The following is a 16,494-nucleotide window of genomic DNA, read 5'->3' as shown; positions in this document are numbered from 1 at the left end:
TGGCCAGGGCCGTGCCGGTATCGCCGGAATCACTCCTGTCGTGCTACTCGGGCCGTTCCAGATCCTCGATGACCGCGCGCAGGAACCGGGCCGCCTCGCCGCCCGTGACCACGCGGTGATCGAATGTCAGCGACAGAGGCATGACCCGGTGCACGGCAGGCACGCCGCCGGATGCCACCACTTCGTCGCGCACGCGCCCCGCCCCGAGGATGGCAACCGTTGGCGGCACCACGATGGGCGCCGCGTAGCGGCCCGCGATCATGCCGAAGTTCGACAGGGTGATGGTATTGCCGCGCATCTCCTCCGGCGCGATGGTGCGCGCGACCACGTCGGCGCGCATTCGGTCCAGCCCGGCACGCAGGTCGGCGGCATCGCGTTTGCCGACGTTGCGCAGCACCGGCACGAACAACCCCTCCGGCAGGTCCGCCGCAATGCCCACGTCGATCCGTTCGAGCAGGTGGCGTCTGCCGGTCCTGCCTTCGTACCACGCGTTGAGCGCCGGTTCCGCGCGCACGCCGGCCACCAGCGCGCGCACCAGGCGGATCGTGATGTCCTGACCGGTCACCGATGCGCCGGTCGCCTGCCACGCGTGCAGGTCCGCATCGTCCATGACCGTGGCCGCGGCCACTTCGCTCTGCGCGCGCGCCATGTTCTGCGCCATTGCGCGGCGCACACCGCGCAGCACGTCCGGCGCGCCGACGTCCGCCAGGGTGGTGGCCACGCGCTGCACATCGGTGGCCGTGATCACACCATCATGGCCGGATGGGGTGACCATCGACAGGTCGACCGACAGCTTGCGCGCCAGCGCGCGCACGGCCGGCGTGGCCTTGATGCCGTGTCCGCCGGGAATGCCGGCGGCGCCTACGCGCGTGACGCCTTCATTGACCACATGCGTGCCGACCTTCACGGCGCCTACCACCGTGCCAGCATCGTCGGACGCCCCCGCGCCCTCGAAGCCGACCAGTGGCGCGCCCAGGTGGACGATGTCGCCGGGCTGCGCAAAGAGCTTCGCAACCTGCCCGGCGAACGGCGAGGGGATCTCGACGATGGCCTTGGCTGTTTCCACCGACAACAGCGGCTGGTCGGCTGCGATGATGTCCCCGGGCTTCACATGCCAGTTGACGATTTCCGCTTCCTGCAGGCCTTCGCCCAGGTCGGGCAGCTTGAAGATCCGCATCGCTATCTCTCCTTGGCTAGGCTGCTTCCAGCGCGCGTCGCGCCGCGTCGACAATCCGCGCCACCGACGGCATGTAGCTGTGTTCGAGTCGCGCCAGCGGCACCACCGTGTCAGGCGCCGTCACGCGCTGCACCGGGGCGCTCAGCGAATAGAGTCCCGCGTCGGCCAGGTTGGCGGCGATCTCCGCGCCCAGGCCGGCGGTGCGCGGTGCTTCATGCACGATCACGCATCGGCCGCTCTGCGCAACCGATTCCAGGATGGTCTCCATATCCAGCGGCTTGAGCGTGGCCACGTCGATCACTGCCGCGGAAACGCCTTCGTCGGCCAGCACATCGGCTGCGGCCAGCGTTTCCCGCAACATCGCGCCCCAGCTCACCAGCGTGAGGTCAGTGCCCTCGCGCAGCGTGAAGCAGGCGTCGAGGGGCAGCGCCTGGCCGTCGTCGGCGACCTCCTGCCGGAACAGCCGATACAGGCGGGTGGGCTCCAGGAAGATCACCGGGTCCGGGTCGCGAATCGCCGCAAGCAGCAGCCCGTAGGCGCGCGCCGGCGATGAAGGCATGACCACGCGGATGCCCGGCATCTGCGCGAACAGGGCCTCCGGGCTTTCGGAATGGTGTTCGGGCGCGTGAATGCCCGCGCCGCTCGGCGCGCGCACGACCATCGGGCACGTGATCCGGCCGCGTGTGCGGTGCCGCATATGACCCGCGTGATTCAGGATGTTGTCGATCGCCGGATAGATGAAGCCGGCGAACTGGATCTCCGCGACAGGCTTGAGTCCCATCGCCGCCATGCCGATGGCCGCGCCGACGATGGCGCCCTCGGCCAGCGGCGTGTCGATGACGCGGGCCTCGCCGAAGCGCGACTGCAGCCCCACGGTCGAGCGGAATACGCCGCCGTTCACGCCGATGTCCTCGCCCAGCAGCACCACGTCGGGATCGTTGGCCAGGGCATGGGCCAGGGCCAGGTTGACGGCTTCCACCATATGCAGTTCAGCCATGATGGGCTCCCGAGGTGTCGGTCTTGCCAGAGGCGTCGTATTGCCGCGCGGTGTCGAGTTGTTCGGCCATGGCGTCTGGCAGCGTTTCATACAGGCAATCGAACATCGCCGATGCATCGGGATGCGGCAGCGCAAGGTAGGCCTGCACGGCCGCGCCAACGGCCTGCTGGCATTCCTTGATCAGCGCCTCTTCCTGCGCGGCGTCCCAGGCGCCGAGGCGGGCCAGGTAGTCTCGCAGCCGGATAATGGGCTCGCAGCGCCAGGCTTCCTTGACCGATGCCTCGTCCCGGTAGCGCGACGCATCATCGGCTGTCGTATGGTCGCCCAGGCGGTAGCTCACCGCCTCGATCAATGTCGGCCCGCCGCCGTGGCGCGCATGTTCGATGGCCGCGCCAACGCGCTGCCGCACGGCAATCACGTCGTTGCCGTCGATCTGTTCGCCAGGAATGCCCGCCGCGATCGCCTTCTGGGCCAGCGTCGCCGCCGCCGTCTGCTTGGCGCGCGGCATCGAGATGGCCCACTGGTTGTTGTTGATAACGATGACCAGTGGGACGTGCCACGCGCCGGCCATGTTCATCCCTTCGTAGAAGTCACCCTTCGAGGTGCCGCCGTCGCCGAGGATGCACACGGCCACGTTCGGCGCCTGGCGCAGCTTGAACGTGTAGGCCACGCCGGCCGCATGGCCAACCTGGGTGCCGATCGGCACGCAGTTGCCGAAGTCATATGGCACTGCGGCAAACGCGCTGCCGCGCTCGTCGCCACCCCAGTACAGCAGGCTCTCCGTCATCGTGACGCCCCGCACAAACTGCGCGGCATGATCGCGGTACGACGGCACCAGCACGTCGTCGCGGCGCATTGCCGTGGCCACGCCGACGCCGATCGCTTCCTGGCCCAGCGCGGACGCGAACGTGCCGATCTGGCCGGTGCGCTGCATCGCGATGGCCTTGAGATCGAACTGCCGGGTCAGCACCATGGCGCGATAGAGCGGCAGCAGGGTGGCCGGATCGCGGGCAAAGTCGGGAAGGTCGGGCTCGGGCGAGCCGTCGGGGGAGAGGTAGCGGGTAAAGCCGATTTCAAAACGCGCAACAGTGCCCATGTGGTTGTCCCCTTGAGGTTGCTCCCTTGTGGTTCGCGGTGTCCTGTGCGGCGCAGCATCTTGTGAACGCTGCTGCCTTTGAGTGTAGGGCACGGAATCGCGCTGCGGGCGTGCGGTGGCGCACCGCCGTCACATTGTCGGCGCGGGCGGGTGGGGCAGTTTCATCGGGGGACGCGAAGCCGGGTCGCTAGCGGCGCCGATGCGCGGCCTGTGGCGGTACACCGCCACGTGGTGGATAGAGTTTCTGGAACTGGGTGGATGTAATCCCCATGCCGCCCTTGTCGTCGATGATCGTCATCTCGTGCCACGCGACGGGCGAGCCCTGAAGACCGGCGAATTCCCTCAGCTGCCAGATCCGGCCCGTCTGCGTGTCGAGCAGGAACGGGCCGGTGCGAGTCTGGCCGCTGGCGACGATCTGGAACCGGCCGGGCGCTGCGGCCTCCGCTGGCTGGCCTTCCGGGATGGGCGGCTGGGTGATGGCCCCGGCCCCGGCGTTGGATGCGGCGACGGATGCGGCATTGGATGCGGCGGAAGCCGGACTGCCGCTGGACGTGGCGGGTGCCCCTGCCTTGGGCTTGTCGCTGCCTCCGCATCCCGTCAAGACCACGAAGGCTGTCGCCATCGACAGAGACAGCATGGAACGTATCGCATCTTGCATACGGGCCTCCCGCGCGCCTGGTGTTGTTCCAGTCATTCCAGAAAGTTTAGGCGCGAGGCCGCGGGCGCGCCAACGCGATATAAGGAATCCGCATAATCGCGCGCGATTTGATTCGTTGTCCGGCTGGTGCGGCTTCCCTACAGTGCAAGACTTGTGCTTCCCCCAGAGCAAAGACCTGCCATGACGATTGCCACTGCCGACGCCACCGTCGATACCTCCGCCAACCTCGCCACCGAGTCTTCCGCCAGATCCCTTCAGGATTTCGAAATCCGCCCGCTGGGCGCCGCACTGGGTGCGGAAGTCATCGGGGTCGATCTGGCGCGGCCGCTGTCGCATGGTGATTTCCAGCGCATCCATCAGGCGCATCTCGATCATCACGTGCTGGTGTTCCGCGACCAGCGCATCACGCCGGCACAACAGATCGCTTTCAGCCGCCGCTTCGGGCCGCTGCAGATTCACGTGCTGAACCAGTTCCAGTTGCCGGGCCACCCCGAAGTGCTGATCGTCTCGAACGTGATCGAGAACGGCAAGCCGATCGGGCTGGGTGATGCCGGCCACTTCTGGCATTCGGATCTCTCCTACAAGGAGACACCGAGTCTTGGTTCCCTGTTGCACGCAAGGGAGTTGCCCGCCGAAGGCGGCGACACGCTTTTCGCCAATATGCACACCGCATGGGAGAGCCTGCCGGAAGCGCTGCAGCGCAAGGTGGCCGATCTCGCCGCCGAGCATACGTATCTGGCGCGGTACGCGGAGTTGCAGGCGCGCAGCCCGTGGCGTCCGAACCTGACGCCGGAGCAGATCGCGCAGGTCAAGCCCGTGGTGCATCCGGTGGTTCGCACGCATCCGGAGACCGGGCGCCGCGCGCTGTTCGTCAGCGAGCATTTCACCACGCGCATCGTCGGCCTGCCTGATGACGAAAGCCGCGCGATCCTCGATGAATTGTTCGCACACAGCGTGAAGCCCGAGCACGTGTACCGCCATCAGTGGCGCGAGCACGACCTCGTGTTCTGGGACAACCGGTCGCTGCTGCATCTGGCCGCCGGCACACCCGATCACCAGCGGCGCGTGATGTATCGCACCACGATCGAAGGCGATCAGCCGTTCTGATCCGGTTCCCGTTTTTTCACTCCGGCCCCATTTTTCAGGAGTCCATTGCATGTCGTTGTTTTCGTCCGCCTTTACGTCTGCTTCCACCCTGACCCGTCGCGCCGCCGTTGCCATGCTGACGGCGGGCCTTGCCTTGACTGGCAATGCGCACGCCGAAGGCCGCCTGCGCATTGCCGAGCAGTTCGGCGTGGTCTATCTGCTGCTCAACGTCGCACGCGACCAGCAACTGATCGAGAAACACGGCAAGCAGCAGGGCATCGACGTCAAGGTCGAATGGACGCAGCTTTCCGGTGGCGCGGCGGTCAACGATGCCTTGCTCTCCGGCGCGATCGACATCGCAGGGGCTGGTGTTGGCCCGCTGCTGACGCTGTGGGACCGCACCCAGGGCAAGCAGAACGTGAAGGGCGTGGCGTCGCTTGGCAACTTCCCGTATTACCTGGTCAGCAACAATCCCAAGATCAAGACGATTGCGGATTTCACCGAGAAAGACCGCATCGCGTTGCCGGCGGTGACCGTCTCGGTGCAGTCGCGCGTGCTGCAATATGCCGCTGCCAAGCAGTGGGGTGACAAGGAATTCAACCGGCTCGACAAATGGACCGTGGCGGTGCCGCATCCCGATGCTGCCGCGGCGATCATTGCAGGCGGCACCGAGATCACTGGGCACTTCGGCAACCCGCCGTTCCAGGAACAGGAACTGGCGGGAAATCCGAACGCGCGCATCGTGCTCAATTCCTACGATGTGCTTGGCGGGCCCAGTTCCGCCACGGTGCTCTACGCGACCGAGAAATTCCGCAGCGAGAACCCGAAAACCTACCGCGCGTTCGTCGATGCGCTGGCCGAAGCCGCCCAGTTCGCAACGAAGAACCCGGAAGCTGCCGCCGATCTGTATATCCGCGTGAACAAGGCGAAGATCGACCGCGCGCTGCTGGTGAAGATCCTGAAGAACCCGCAGGTGCAGTTCAAGGTGACGCCGCAGAACACGTTCGCGCTGGCGGACTTCATGTATCGCGTGGGTGCGATCAAGCATCAGCCGAAGTCGTGGCAGGACTATTTCTTCCAGGACCCGGCAACCGCCGAAGGGAGTTGACATGGCCGAAGGCAATAGCGCGCACCTGCGTGTGGTCGCCAGTCACGAACCGCTGCTGCAGGTGGATGGCGTATCGCTGGAGTACCGCACCGCGCAGCGCGTGGTGCGCGCCACGCATCGCGTGAGCTTCGACGTCCACGCCACCGACCGGTTCGTGCTGCTGGGGCCTTCGGGCTGCGGCAAGTCGACGTTGCTCAAGGCGGTTGCGGGCTTCGTGCCGCCGGCCGAAGGCGAGATCCGGCTCGATGGGCAACGGGTGCAAAAGCCGGGGCCGGACCGCATCGTCGTGTTCCAGGAATTCGATCAGTTGCCGCCGTGGAAAACGGTGCGACAGAACGTGATGTTCCCGCTGCGGCAGGCGCGTGGCATGTCAAAGGCCGAGGCCAACGACGTGGCGTTGCATTTCCTGGACAAGGTGGGGCTCGCGGCCTTTGCCGATGCCTATCCACACACGCTGTCGGGCGGCATGAAGCAGCGGGTGGCGATTGCGCGCGCGCTGGCCATGCGGCCGAAAGTGCTGCTGATGGACGAGCCGTTCGCCGCGCTCGATGCGCTGACGCGCCGCCGGATGCAGGAGGAATTGCTCGCGCTGTGGGACGACGCGGCCTTCACGCTGCTGTTCGTGACTCACTCGATCGAGGAAGCACTGGTGGTCGGCAGCCGCATTCTGCTGCTGTCGCCGCATCCGGGGCGGGTGCGCGCGGAACTCAACAGTCATCAGTTCACGCTGGCCAGCCAGGGCAGCGCGGAATTCCAGACGGCCGCGCACCGCATCCACCGGATGCTGTTCGACGAACCCGCCACCGTGGAGGATGCGTCGAGCCGCATCGTTCACGCCTGAATTCCCAGGTATCCCCAAATTCCCGCCCTTCGATTCGAGATGCAAGCGATGAGTACCGCCAATCCCCCGGTTCGCCCCGAGTACGAGCACGTGCTGGCTCCCTTCACGGCCGCGCCGTTGTCGCTGCCGCTGCCGTGGTACCGGCAACTGTGGCAGCAAGGCTGGTTGCGCAAGGCCTTGATCCTGGTGGTGTTGGCCACACTGTGGGAAATCATCGCCCGCATCCAGGACAACGATCTGCTGCTGCCGACGTTCCTGGCCACAGCACGGGCGTTCGGCGAAGGCATCGCCAGTGGCGAACTGCCGGGCAAGGCGGCGGTGTCGTTGACAGTGCTGCTGCAGGGCTACGCCGCCGGCATCGTGCTGGCCTTCGCGCTCACCACGCTGGCTGCGTCGACGCGTATCGGGCGCGACCTGCTCGACACGCTGACCGCGATGTTCAATCCCCTGCCGGCCATCGCGCTGCTGCCGCTGGCGCTGCTGTGGTTCGGGCTTGGCAGCAAGAGCCTGATCTTCGTGCTGGTGCACTCGGTGCTGTGGCCGCTCGCGCTGAATACGTATGCCGGGTTTCGCGGCGTGCCGGAAACGCTGCGCATGGCGGGGCGCAACTATGGTCTGCGCGGGCTGCGCTTCGTGGTGCTGATCCTGGTGCCCGCGGCGTTGCCGGCCATCCTTTCCGGGCTGAAGATCGGCTGGGCTTTTGCGTGGCGCACGCTGATCGCGGCCGAGCTTGTCTTCGGTGCTTCGTCGGGCAAGGGCGGCCTGGGCTGGTACATCTTCCAGAACCGCAACGAACTCTATACCGACCGGGTGTTCGCGGGGCTGGCCACGGTAATCCTGATCGGACTGGCCGTGGAAGGGCTGGTATTCGCCACACTGGAGCGCGTTACCGTCCGGCGCTGGGGGCAGCAGCACTAGCAGCCGCACTAGCAGCCGAACTAGGAGGCCACAGTAGCAGCACTGGCAGGCGGGTCTTGCCGTTGTCATGCGAGCGGAGTAACGTACGCGCTCATGACCGCGATCCATCATGCTGCCGCCCAGGGCTTCTCCGCCCAGGCCGATACCTACGCCCGAGGGCGTCCCGAATATCCCGCCGAGCTTTCCGGCTGGCTGCGCGACACGCTTGGCGTGGCGCCCGGCAAGACTGTTGTCGACCTCGGCGCGGGCACCGGCAAGTTCACGCGCCTGCTGGCGCAGACCGGCGCCACGGTGATTGCCGTGGAACCGGTCGATGCCATGCGCGCCCAACTGTCGTCGAAGCTGCCGGATGTGCAGGCGCTGGCGGGTAGCGCCGAGTCGATTCCGCTGCCCGACGGCAGCGTCGACGCGGTGGTCTGCGCCCAGGCGTTCCACTGGTTTGCCAACACTGCCGCCGTGCAGGAAATCCGCCGCGTGCTGAAGCCCGGCGGCAAGCTCGGGCTGGTGTGGAATGTCCGCGACGAGTCGGTAGGCTGGGTCGCCAGGCTGACCGAGATCATGACGCCGTTCGAGGGCGATGCGCCGCGCTTCTACAAGGGGGACTGGAAGAAGGTCTTCCCGGCCGATGGCATGGGACCGCTCGGTCTGACACGCTTTGCGTACACCCACAGCGGCGCGCCGGAACAGGTGATCGTCGATCGCGTGATGTCGGTCAGCTTCATCGCGTCGCTGCCGCAGGACCAGCAGGACGCCGTGCGCGCCCGGTTGCGCGAGGTCATTGCCACCGACCCGGCGCTGCAGGGGCGCGACGTGGTGTCGTTCCCGTACAGCACCGAGGCGTACTGCTGCGAACGGCTCTGATCCGGTGGAAGTCAGATGAGTATCAGGTGGCCGGCGCCAGCCGGTCGCGATAGCGCGCGGCCAGGACCTGACTGAGCATCAGCGCCAGCACCGCCGCCAGCGCGGCGAACAGGTACACGGCCGGGTAGCCGGCGTGCTTCGTGATCAGGCCGGCTACGGGGCCGGTCAGCCCGAGCGAGAAATCGAAGAACAGCGCGTAGGCGCCTAGCGCGGAGCCGCGATTGGTGGCTGGCACGCGCTTGACGGCTTCGATGCCGAGCGACGGAAAGACCAGCGAGAAACCGAAGCCCACCACGGCCGCGCCAGCCAATGCCTGCCACGGCGCCTGGGCCAGCCACAGCATCGCCAGACCCGCTGCCTCCACCGCGAACGACACCAGCGCCACCGGATAACCGCCGAAGCGCGTGATGCTGTCGGCCATGATCAGCCGCGTCAGGACGAAGCAGGTGCCGAGCGCGGTCAGCGCCAGCGCGGCATGATCCCAGCCATGCCCCGCGTAGTAGAGCGTGATGAAGGCCGTGATCGCGCCAAAGCCGACCGAGCCAAGCCCGAGGCACAAGCCGAACGGAGACATCGCGCGGAATACGCTGCGGAAGGGCAGGCGCTCGCCCTTGAGGATTGGCACGGCGGCCTGGCGGCGCGCCAGCAGCCACGAGGCGCCAGCAATGACCGACGTCACGATGCCGATTGCGGTCAGGCCACCGTGGCCGGCCAGCAGTACGCCCACGGGCGCGCCCACCGCCAGCGCGCCGTAAGTGGTGACGCCATTCCAGGAAATCACTTTTGCCGTATGGCGCGCGCCCACGCTGCCGATGCCCCAGGCGATGGTGCCGGTGGTCACCAGGCTCTCGCCCGCGCCCAGCATCAGGCGGCTCGACAGCAGCCAGCCCAGCGCGAGCCAGTCGTTGCCCGCGAACTGCGCGGCGCCCAGCAGCAGCAAGCCGCTGCCCGCGCATAGCAGCAGGCCCGTCAGCACCGAGCGCTTCGGCCCTTTCATGTCGCACAGGCTGCCGGCCCACGGGCGGCTCAGCAGTGTGGCCAGGTACTGGATGCTGACCGCCAGACCCGCCAGTACCGCGCTATAGCCAAGGTCGCCATGCACGAAGCCGGGCACCACGGCGATCGGCAGGCCGACGCTGAGATATGCGATGAAGTTGAAGACAACGATGCCAAGTATGCGGCGGGTCACATTGCCGGCGGCGAGATCGCCATGCGGCGGCGTGGCCTCGGGGGAAAGCGGGGTGGTCATTCGGTGCGGGGCGCGATTGGACGGGGATTCAGGCCGGGTCCGGGTCGTGTATCAGGTACGACAACATAGGGAAAACCCGGGAGCGGCAATCATACCGGGAATGGGCGCGGCCTGTGCGGCGCGTTGGCGTGCAGATTGACATTGATTTGACCGTTCTATACCGTGGACGCCCGTTCCATGCCACGCCTTCGACGCTTTCTCCATGCCCCGCAAAGCCGCCCAACTCTCCGAAGCTGACAAGCACGCCGCCGAAGGTGGTGCCGTCGCCGTGGATCGGGCGTTGTTCGTGCTGTCGGCTTTCCGGGAGGGCGACGGGACGTTGGGGCTGGCCGAACTCGCGCAACGCAGCGGCCTCTACAAGAGCACGCTGCTGAGGCTGCTGGCCTCGCTGGAGCATGCGCGGCTGATCCAGCGCCATGCCGATGGGCGCTACGGGCTCGGCCCCGAGATCGCGCGTCTCAATGCGGTCTACGCGGCGTCGTTCTCGCTCGAGCAGGTCGTGTTGCCGGCGTTGCGCGAACTGGTGCGCGCTACCCGCGAATCGGCTGCGTTCCATATCCAGCAGGGCGAGCACCGGCTCTGCCTTTATCGCGTGGACTCCCCGCAGCCGGTACGCGACCACATTCGTGCCGGCGATCTGCTGCCGCTCAATCGCGGCGCCGGCGGCCGTGTGCTGCGCGCTTTCGCCGGCGCGCGCGGAGAGATCTATCAGCGTATCCGTGACGAAGGCGTGATCGCGCTGGTGGGCGACCGCAGCCCCGACATCGCGGGCGTGTCGTCGCCGGTGTTCGGGCCCGGTGGGGAATTGAAGGGCGCCTTGACGCTGACCTGCCCGACGCCGCGTTTCTCCGAATCGTTCCGCGAACAGGTACTCGATGCCGCGCGAGGGCTGACGCAGGCGCTTGGCGGGACCTTCCCGGAGGTCGTCGAAGCCGCCGGACCCTCATCCTCGGCGGCAACTGCCCCGCAGGACGACTGAGCATCCCCCGGCTTGTCGGGGGTGCCGCTCGGTGACCCGCGCGGGATAAGATGCGTGCTTTCGTGCCGACGATTGCAACAGGGGGCCACCCGCCAAGGGTAAACCTCGACAAGCGGCAGCCGCCCCCGGTAGCTTTAGAGGATTCGACTCCCGTGCACCTGGCCCAGCAGACCGTCCTGGTCGTGATGATGGTGGTTTTCTCCAGCACGCTCGTCATGGCGGCGGGGCTGGTGCTCGCGCTGCGCGCCAATGAGGCTGGCCGCCTGTGGGCTGTCGGGCATGTGATCGCCTCAGGCGCGGGGCTGGTCGTCGCGGCCAGCGCAAGCGCCGGATCGGCGGAACTCGGCGCGCTCGGTGCCGGTGCCTATGTACTTGGCCGCCTGACGATCTACCGGGGCGTGCGCGTTTACTACGGCATGTCCGAACAAGCGGCGCTGCTGCACGGTGTCGGCTTCGTGGCGCTGGTGCTGCTGATGCTGCTGACCGGCCTGCCCGACGGCAGCATGCTCATGCATGCCCTCGCGTACGGCTTGCTGGCCCTGATCTCGTTTTCCACTGTCATCACCATGCTGCGTAGCGCGCGCGGCCGCAGGAGCATCGGCGGCCCGCTGGTGCTGGCTTCCCACCTGGTGCTGCTGATCTCGCAGGTGGCGGCGCTGAGCTACGGGGCGACATTCAAGGGTTTCGAGGTCACGCCTTTCTTCCTGCAGCCCGAAGGCTCGGTCTGGCCGCTGGCGCCGCTGGTCGCCGTGTTGCTGGGCCTGTTCGGTTTCTGCCTGATGTCGATGGAGCAGATCATCGCGCGCAACGAGAGCGGCGCGCGTACCGATGCGCTGACCGGGCTGCTCAATCGCGGCGCGCTCGACATGATGGCCGTCAGCATGATCGCGCGCTGGCAGCGCGACGGCGAGGCGCTGTCGTGCCTCGTGATCGACGTCGACTATTTCAAGCTGGTCAACGACACGCACGGCCACCATGCCGGTGACAACGTGCTGCGTGAAATCGCGACGGCGCTCGACAATTCGCGGCGTGCGTCCGATATTGCCGCGCGCTATGGTGGCGAGGAGTTTTGCATTCTCTGTCCGCATACGGACGAGCACCAGGCCACTGCGCTGGCCAATCGTATTCTGCGGAAGGTGAGGGCGATCGAACTGCCCGGCGCGGGCGGTCATGCCAGCGTCAGCATCGGCGTGGCCGAGCTGCGCGGCGGGCCCTCAAGCCGTGAGGGCCTGTGGCGCAGCCTGTTCGCCACGGCAGACCGCGCGCTCTATCAGGCCAAGCAGCGCGGCCGCGACCAGTTCATGCTGGCGTCCAGCATGATCGAAGAGACACCGGTCGGCGACGCGCTGCAATCGGTGACCGAGCCGCAGATGATTGTTTGACGGTGGATACCCGGGCGGGCCCGGTGGACCTGGGCCGCCCTTATGCCGTCCTTAAGGCCGTCCTTATACCGCCCCGCCATCCACCGGCACATCCCGTTGCGGCTGCCCGTCATACGTCCAGATGAACTGGCGCGGAATCGGCCCCTTGTTGCGGCCGCCCTGCTGGGTTTGCTCCCACGCATGAGACAGGATGCCCACGGAGCGCGACAGGCAGAACAGCCCGCGTGCCAGCGGTGCCGGAAAGCCCAGTTCCGCGTAGATGACAGCGGTCGCGCCGTCGATGTTCATCGGGATCGGCTTGTCGCGTCCCGCGCCGAGCGCTTTTTCCACCGCGCGGGCAATCGCTGCGTAACGGCCGGACACCACGCCATCGTCGGCAGCCTGATCCACCAGCGTCAGCAGGCGCGGCGCGCGCGGGTCGAGCGGATGGAAACGATGGCCGAAGCCCGAGACGAACTTGCCGTGCAGGTCGCGATAGTGGGCCAGGCCGGCGGCCACGGCATCGTCAAACGGCGTGCCGGCGTCGAAGCGGCGCGCGATGTCCTGATAGAGTTCCACCGCTTGCTCGCCGGCGCCGCCGTGCACGTCGCCCAGCACGTTGACCGCCGAGGCCATCGCATTGTTCAGCCCCACGCCGCAGGTGGCGGCCATGCGGGCGATGGCGATGCTGGGTGCCTGCGGGCCGTGGTCGACGGCGGCCATCAGCGCCGCGTCGAGCAGTTCGCCTTCGCGCTTGCCCGGCAGCTCGCCGCGCAGCATCAGCCAGATCATCTGCGCGAACGACACATTGCCGATCAACTGCTCGATCGGGTAGCCGCGATAGCGGATCTCACCCGGCTTCATGTCGATAATTTCGGTACGCCACCAGTCCTGCGAAGCCTGTTGGCCAGCGTCGATCGTTTCGTTCGTGGCGCTCATAGCGCGCGCTCCTGTTTGAGGGTGTCGATGGCGGCGGCGTCATAGCCGAGTTCGCCGAGGATGTCGTCGGTATGCTCGCCGAGCTGCGGCGGGGGCGTGTCCACGGACGGTGCCTGCCCGTTGACCTTGAAACCGGTGCGCAGCAGGCGGATGTCGCGACCCACGCCCGGCACGTTCTCGAACGCGCCGATCATGCCGCGGTCGCGCACCTGCGGAAGTGCGAGCGTGTCCGGCACCTTCAGCACCGGCCCGGCCGGCACGCCAGCCTCATTGAGCAGTTGCCACCAGTCGGTGGCGGACTTCTTCGCCAGTTCCGCTTCCAGTTCGGCGGTCAGCGCCGCGCGGTTCGCCAGGCGCGACTGGCGCTCCGCAAAGCGTGGGTCGGTCGCCAGCTCGGGGCGGCCCACCACGCGGCACACCGCTTCGAACTGCTCCTGCTTGTTGGCGGCGATATTGAGCGGGCCGTCGCCGGTGCGGAACGTACCGGACGGGCTCGCCGTCATGTTCTCGTTGCCCATCGGGGCGGGGTCCTTGCCCGCCACCAGATGGTTGGAAACAACCCAGCCCATCGTGACCAGCGTGGCTTCCAGCATCGATACGTCGAGGAAGTAGCCTTCCGTGCGTTCGGTATCGGCCAGCGAGGCGGCGATGGAAAAGGCCGCGGTCATGCCGCCGATGGTGTCGGAGACGGGATAACCGACGCGATACGGCGCGGTCTGCGGTTCGCCGGTGATGCTCATCACGCCTGCCATGCCCTGGATGATCTGGTCATAGGCCGGCAGGTCGGAGAGCGGCCCATCCTGGCCGAATCCGGAGATCGCGCAGTAGATCAGGCGCGGGTTCACCAGCTTGAGTTCGTCGTAGCCCAGGCCCAGGCGCGTCATCACGCCGGGGCGGAAGTTCTCGACAACGACGTCGGCGCTCTGCACCAGCTTGCGGAAGACTTCCTTGCCGCGCGCGTGCTTGAGGTTGATCGTGATCGAGCGCTTGCCGGGGTTCTGCGCCAGGAACGACACGCCCATCAGCTTGCGGTTCAGTTCGGCATCGGCGCCAAGCTGACGTGCGAGGTCGCCCGTGCCGGGCGTTTCCACCTTGATCACCTCGGCCCCCATGTGGGCGAGCTGGTGGCAGCAGAAGGGCCCGGCCAGCACGTTGGTGAGGTCGAGCACGCGGATATTGCGAAGCGGCTTTTGCATGTGGGGTATGTGGGTCCGGCCAGGAATGTTGTTGGTCTTATTCAACGCGAGCGCCGGAGTCTCGCACGATCGTGCCCCAGCGCGTGTGCTCGCTCTTGATGAACGTGGCGAGGTCCGCCGCGGAGCCGCCGCGCGGTTCGCTGCCTTCGTCTCGCAGTCTGGCGATCGTATCCGCATCCTTGAGCGCCTTGTTGACTTCCGCGTTCAGGCGGGCGATCACGTCGGCCGGTGTGCCGGCGGGCGCCACCAGTGCCTTCCAGTCCTCGGCCTGGAAGCCCGCGTAGCCCTGCTCCGCGACGGTGGGCACATTCGGCAGCAGCGCCACACGCTTGACCGACGTCACACCCAGCGCGCGCAGCTTGCCAGCCTTGAGCATCGGCATGGCGATCGGCGGCGTGGCGAAGTAGAAGTCGGTCTGGCCGCCCATCAGGTCGGTCAGCGCGGGCGATGCGCCCTTGTATGGCACATGCAGCGCCTTGAAGCCGGCACGGCGCTGGAACATCTCGCCGGTCAGGTGGCCCACGGTACCGGTGCCTGCCGACGCCATCGACAGTTGCTTGGTCTTGGCCGCGGCCACGAGGTCAGCCAGCGTCTTGTAGGGCGAGTCCTGTCGCACGATCAGCACCACGGGCTGCGCGGCCACCAGGGCCACGGGCGTGAAATCCGTGACCGCGTTGTACGGCATCTTCGGGTAGAGCGTCGGGTTGATGGCGAGGTTGGCGGTCTGGCCCATGCCGATCGTGTAGCCATCGGGCCGTGCCTTGGCCACGGCGTCGAGGCCGATGTTACCGCCGGCGCCGGCGCGGTTTTCCACCACCACCGTCCAGTGCGTGGCGGTGCCAATCTTGTTGAAGACCAGACGCGATAGCACGTCAGTGCCGCCTGCCGGCGGGAACGGCACGACCAGACGGATCGGCTGAGCCGGATAGGCATCGGCGGCAAATGCGGACGCACCCGGCAGGGTGGCGATGGCCGCCACGGCGATCAGGCCGTGCACGAGGTTGCGGCGTCGCGAGGAGGTCGGGCGGGTCGGGTGGGTCTTGCTCATGCTGGGGTCTCCAATTTCTGATGTTCTATAGTACAGAACATCGATCTTAAGAAAGGAATGAAACGGAGGATAGGAGGGGGGCGACGGACTGTCAAGTCATGGTGGATGACAGGTGGCGGCGGGATGTCAGGCTGCGGCACGCGGGTGTGATCCTGACCTGGATGGGAATTTGAACAGCTTGCCTTCTCCCCAGCCCGCTCTGGCGCTGCGGGAGAGGGGGAAAAACAGCGGGTGTTTTGGTGGGCGTGGGTGAGCACCCCTCACCCGCGATGGCGCGAGAGGGGTTGGGGGAGAGCGAAAAGACGGAAGGGCGGCGTCAGGCCGCCGCGAGTGCGGTCAATGCGAAGCCAGCGCCGACAGCGTGTCGGGCGGCAGATAGTGCGGACTTTGCCGCCGAAGCATCGCGCCCCAGCCGCAGGAGGCCGCCAAGTTGATGCGGAGCCTTGAGCAGGCCGAAGACGATTGCGCCGATGTCGGTGCTGCCATCGGCCGCCATGCCGGCCACGGCCAGTGGGGGCACGGGACGGTCGGCAGGGTCGATCACCACGCGCAGCGCGGCGAATGGAATTTGGTGGGTCTGGGCGGCCAGCGCGGCGATATGGGATTCCATGTCCACGGCCAGGGCGCCGTGGGATTCGTGCAGCGCGGTCTTGTCGGTCACCGTGGTGACCGGGGTATCGGAGCCAGCCAGCAGGCCACACACGGCCTGAGGCAGGGCGCGGCGAAGCGCCGCTGTCCAGTACGGGTCGGTCGAGTAAGACGCGTCGCCCACCCGCACGGCCGTGGCGACGATCACGGTGCCCGGCGGCAGCGTGGGATCGAGCCCGCCGGCCACGCCGAAGCTGATCACGCCGTCGCAGCCTTGCACCAGCCTGGCGTCAAGCACACGCGCCAGTGCCGCATCGCGATGCCCATAGAGCGTTTCCACGCCCGGTCCCGACGCGATGCGCGCCTCGAAATCCATCCCGCTGACTGCCAGT

The 16,494-nt window shown here is 67.1% G+C and carries 16 protein-coding genes; 7 read left to right on the top strand and 9 right to left on the bottom strand.

Going from position 1 to position 16,494, the window contains the following annotated elements; translation table 11 throughout:
* Window positions 1–43: 43 nt before the first annotated feature.
* The 4 genes from K6G35_RS28185 to K6G35_RS28170 all read right to left on the bottom strand — a co-directional run bounded on the left by K6G35_RS28185 (window position 44) and on the right by K6G35_RS28170 (window position 3,907).
* Window positions 44–1,177 (bottom strand): dihydrolipoamide acetyltransferase family protein, encoded by a 1,134-nt coding sequence (locus tag K6G35_RS28185; protein ID WP_008650899.1) that lies wholly within the window; start codon window positions 1,175–1,177, stop codon window positions 44–46.
* 16 nt (window positions 1,178–1,193) lie between these two features.
* Window positions 1,194–2,174, bottom strand: a complete 981-nt coding sequence (locus tag K6G35_RS28180) for an alpha-ketoacid dehydrogenase subunit beta (protein WP_008650900.1) — start codon at window positions 2,172–2,174, stop codon at window positions 1,194–1,196.
* Complete coding sequence (pdhA, locus tag K6G35_RS28175) at window positions 2,167–3,270, bottom strand: pyruvate dehydrogenase (acetyl-transferring) E1 component subunit alpha (RefSeq protein ID WP_008650901.1); 1,104 nt, start codon at window positions 3,268–3,270, stop codon at window positions 2,167–2,169. The genes K6G35_RS28180 and pdhA overlap by 8 nt, the downstream gene beginning before the upstream one ends.
* Window positions 3,271–3,457: 187 nt before the next feature.
* On the bottom strand, window positions 3,458–3,907 hold the full coding sequence (locus K6G35_RS28170; protein ID WP_008650902.1) for a hypothetical protein: 450 nt from the start codon (window positions 3,905–3,907) through the stop codon (window positions 3,458–3,460).
* Between the two features lie 201 nt (window positions 3,908–4,108).
* Here K6G35_RS28170 and K6G35_RS28165 point away from each other — a divergent pair, with 201 nt between their 5' ends.
* The 5 genes from K6G35_RS28165 (at window position 4,109) to K6G35_RS28145 (ending at window position 8,742) form a co-directional block, all read left to right on the top strand.
* Window positions 4,109–5,035, top strand: coding sequence for a TauD/TfdA dioxygenase family protein (locus K6G35_RS28165; protein ID WP_186425656.1), 927 nt, complete (start codon window positions 4,109–4,111; stop codon window positions 5,033–5,035).
* A gap of 112 nt (window positions 5,036–5,147) precedes the next feature.
* Window positions 5,148–6,122 (top strand): ABC transporter substrate-binding protein, encoded by a 975-nt coding sequence (locus tag K6G35_RS28160; RefSeq protein WP_286882602.1) that lies wholly within the window; start codon window positions 5,148–5,150, stop codon window positions 6,120–6,122.
* A gap of 1 nt (window position 6,123) precedes the next feature.
* Window positions 6,124–6,963, top strand: coding sequence for an ABC transporter ATP-binding protein (locus K6G35_RS28155; RefSeq protein ID WP_011518630.1), 840 nt, complete (start codon window positions 6,124–6,126; stop codon window positions 6,961–6,963).
* Between the two features lie 48 nt (window positions 6,964–7,011).
* Window positions 7,012–7,881 carry an ABC transporter permease gene (locus tag K6G35_RS28150; RefSeq protein ID WP_008650906.1) on the top strand — a complete coding sequence of 290 codons (870 nt, stop codon included), beginning with the start codon at window positions 7,012–7,014 and terminating at the stop codon, window positions 7,879–7,881.
* 93 nt (window positions 7,882–7,974) lie between these two features.
* Window positions 7,975–8,742, top strand: coding sequence for a class I SAM-dependent methyltransferase (locus tag K6G35_RS28145; protein ID WP_035883252.1), 768 nt, complete (start codon window positions 7,975–7,977; stop codon window positions 8,740–8,742).
* 22 nt (window positions 8,743–8,764) lie between these two features.
* Here K6G35_RS28145 and K6G35_RS28140 read toward each other — a convergent pair whose 3' ends face one another.
* Window positions 8,765–9,991, bottom strand: coding sequence for an MFS transporter (locus K6G35_RS28140; RefSeq protein ID WP_495676718.1), 1,227 nt, complete (start codon window positions 9,989–9,991; stop codon window positions 8,765–8,767).
* Window positions 9,992–10,193: 202 nt separating this feature from the next.
* Here K6G35_RS28140 and K6G35_RS28135 point away from each other — a divergent pair, with 202 nt between their 5' ends.
* On the top strand, window positions 10,194–10,970 hold the full coding sequence (locus K6G35_RS28135) for an IclR family transcriptional regulator (RefSeq protein ID WP_008650912.1): 777 nt from the start codon (window positions 10,194–10,196) through the stop codon (window positions 10,968–10,970).
* A gap of 152 nt (window positions 10,971–11,122) precedes the next feature.
* On the top strand, window positions 11,123–12,352 hold the full coding sequence (locus tag K6G35_RS28130; protein WP_008650913.1) for a GGDEF domain-containing protein: 1,230 nt from the start codon (window positions 11,123–11,125) through the stop codon (window positions 12,350–12,352).
* Between the two features lie 63 nt (window positions 12,353–12,415).
* Here the strand turns inward: K6G35_RS28130 and K6G35_RS28125 are convergent, their stop codons facing one another.
* From K6G35_RS28125 to K6G35_RS28110, 4 genes are all read right to left on the bottom strand, one after another.
* Window positions 12,416–13,270 (bottom strand): citryl-CoA lyase, encoded by an 855-nt coding sequence (locus K6G35_RS28125; RefSeq protein ID WP_008650914.1) that lies wholly within the window; start codon window positions 13,268–13,270, stop codon window positions 12,416–12,418.
* On the bottom strand, window positions 13,267–14,466 hold the full coding sequence (locus K6G35_RS28120; protein ID WP_495676717.1) for a CaiB/BaiF CoA transferase family protein: 1,200 nt from the start codon (window positions 14,464–14,466) through the stop codon (window positions 13,267–13,269). Before K6G35_RS28120 ends, K6G35_RS28125 begins: the two co-directional genes overlap by 4 nt.
* Window positions 14,467–14,503: 37 nt before the next feature.
* Complete coding sequence (locus K6G35_RS28115; RefSeq protein ID WP_495676716.1) at window positions 14,504–15,514, bottom strand: Bug family tripartite tricarboxylate transporter substrate binding protein; 1,011 nt, start codon at window positions 15,512–15,514, stop codon at window positions 14,504–14,506.
* A 316-nt stretch (window positions 15,515–15,830) separates the two neighbouring features.
* Window positions 15,831–16,478, bottom strand: a complete 648-nt coding sequence (locus K6G35_RS28110) for a phosphorylase (RefSeq protein ID WP_495677144.1) — start codon at window positions 16,476–16,478, stop codon at window positions 15,831–15,833.
* Window positions 16,479–16,494 lie beyond the last annotated feature (16 nt).

The sequence above is a fragment of the Cupriavidus sp. HY129 genome, assembly GCF_059492215.1.
This window is presented reverse-complemented; position numbering and strand designations above follow the sequence as displayed.

Bases quoted from the DNA above. Each gene is read 5' to 3' on its own strand.
- K6G35_RS28180 (WP_008650900.1), bottom strand. From the start codon at position 2,174: ATGGCTGAACTGCATATGGTGGAAGCCGTCAACCTGGCCCTGGCCCAT.
- K6G35_RS28115 (WP_495676716.1), bottom strand. From the start codon at position 15,514: ATGAGCAAGACCCACCCGACCCGCCCGACCTCCTCGCGACGCCGCAAC.
- K6G35_RS28160 (WP_286882602.1), top strand. From the start codon at position 5,148: ATGCTGACGGCGGGCCTTGCCTTGACTGGCAATGCGCACGCCGAAGGC.
- K6G35_RS28185 (WP_008650899.1), bottom strand. From the start codon at position 1,177: ATGCGGATCTTCAAGCTGCCCGACCTGGGCGAAGGCCTGCAGGAAGCG.
- K6G35_RS28150 (WP_008650906.1), top strand. From the start codon at position 7,012: ATGAGTACCGCCAATCCCCCGGTTCGCCCCGAGTACGAGCACGTGCTG.
- K6G35_RS28135 (WP_008650912.1), top strand. From the start codon at position 10,194: ATGCCCCGCAAAGCCGCCCAACTCTCCGAAGCTGACAAGCACGCCGCC.
- K6G35_RS28170 (WP_008650902.1), bottom strand. From the start codon at position 3,907: ATGCTGTCTCTGTCGATGGCGACAGCCTTCGTGGTCTTGACGGGATGC.
- K6G35_RS28110 (WP_495677144.1), bottom strand. From the start codon at position 16,478: ATGGATTTCGAGGCGCGCATCGCGTCGGGACCGGGCGTGGAAACGCTC.
- pdhA (WP_008650901.1), bottom strand. From the start codon at position 3,270: ATGGGCACTGTTGCGCGTTTTGAAATCGGCTTTACCCGCTACCTCTCC.
- K6G35_RS28140 (WP_495676718.1), bottom strand. From the start codon at position 9,991: ATGACCACCCCGCTTTCCCCCGAGGCCACGCCGCCGCATGGCGATCTC.
- K6G35_RS28165 (WP_186425656.1), top strand. From the start codon at position 4,109: ATGACGATTGCCACTGCCGACGCCACCGTCGATACCTCCGCCAACCTC.
- K6G35_RS28145 (WP_035883252.1), top strand. From the start codon at position 7,975: ATGACCGCGATCCATCATGCTGCCGCCCAGGGCTTCTCCGCCCAGGCC.
- K6G35_RS28155 (WP_011518630.1), top strand. From the start codon at position 6,124: ATGGCCGAAGGCAATAGCGCGCACCTGCGTGTGGTCGCCAGTCACGAA.
- K6G35_RS28125 (WP_008650914.1), bottom strand. From the start codon at position 13,270: ATGAGCGCCACGAACGAAACGATCGACGCTGGCCAACAGGCTTCGCAG.
- K6G35_RS28120 (WP_495676717.1), bottom strand. From the start codon at position 14,466: ATGCAAAAGCCGCTTCGCAATATCCGCGTGCTCGACCTCACCAACGTG.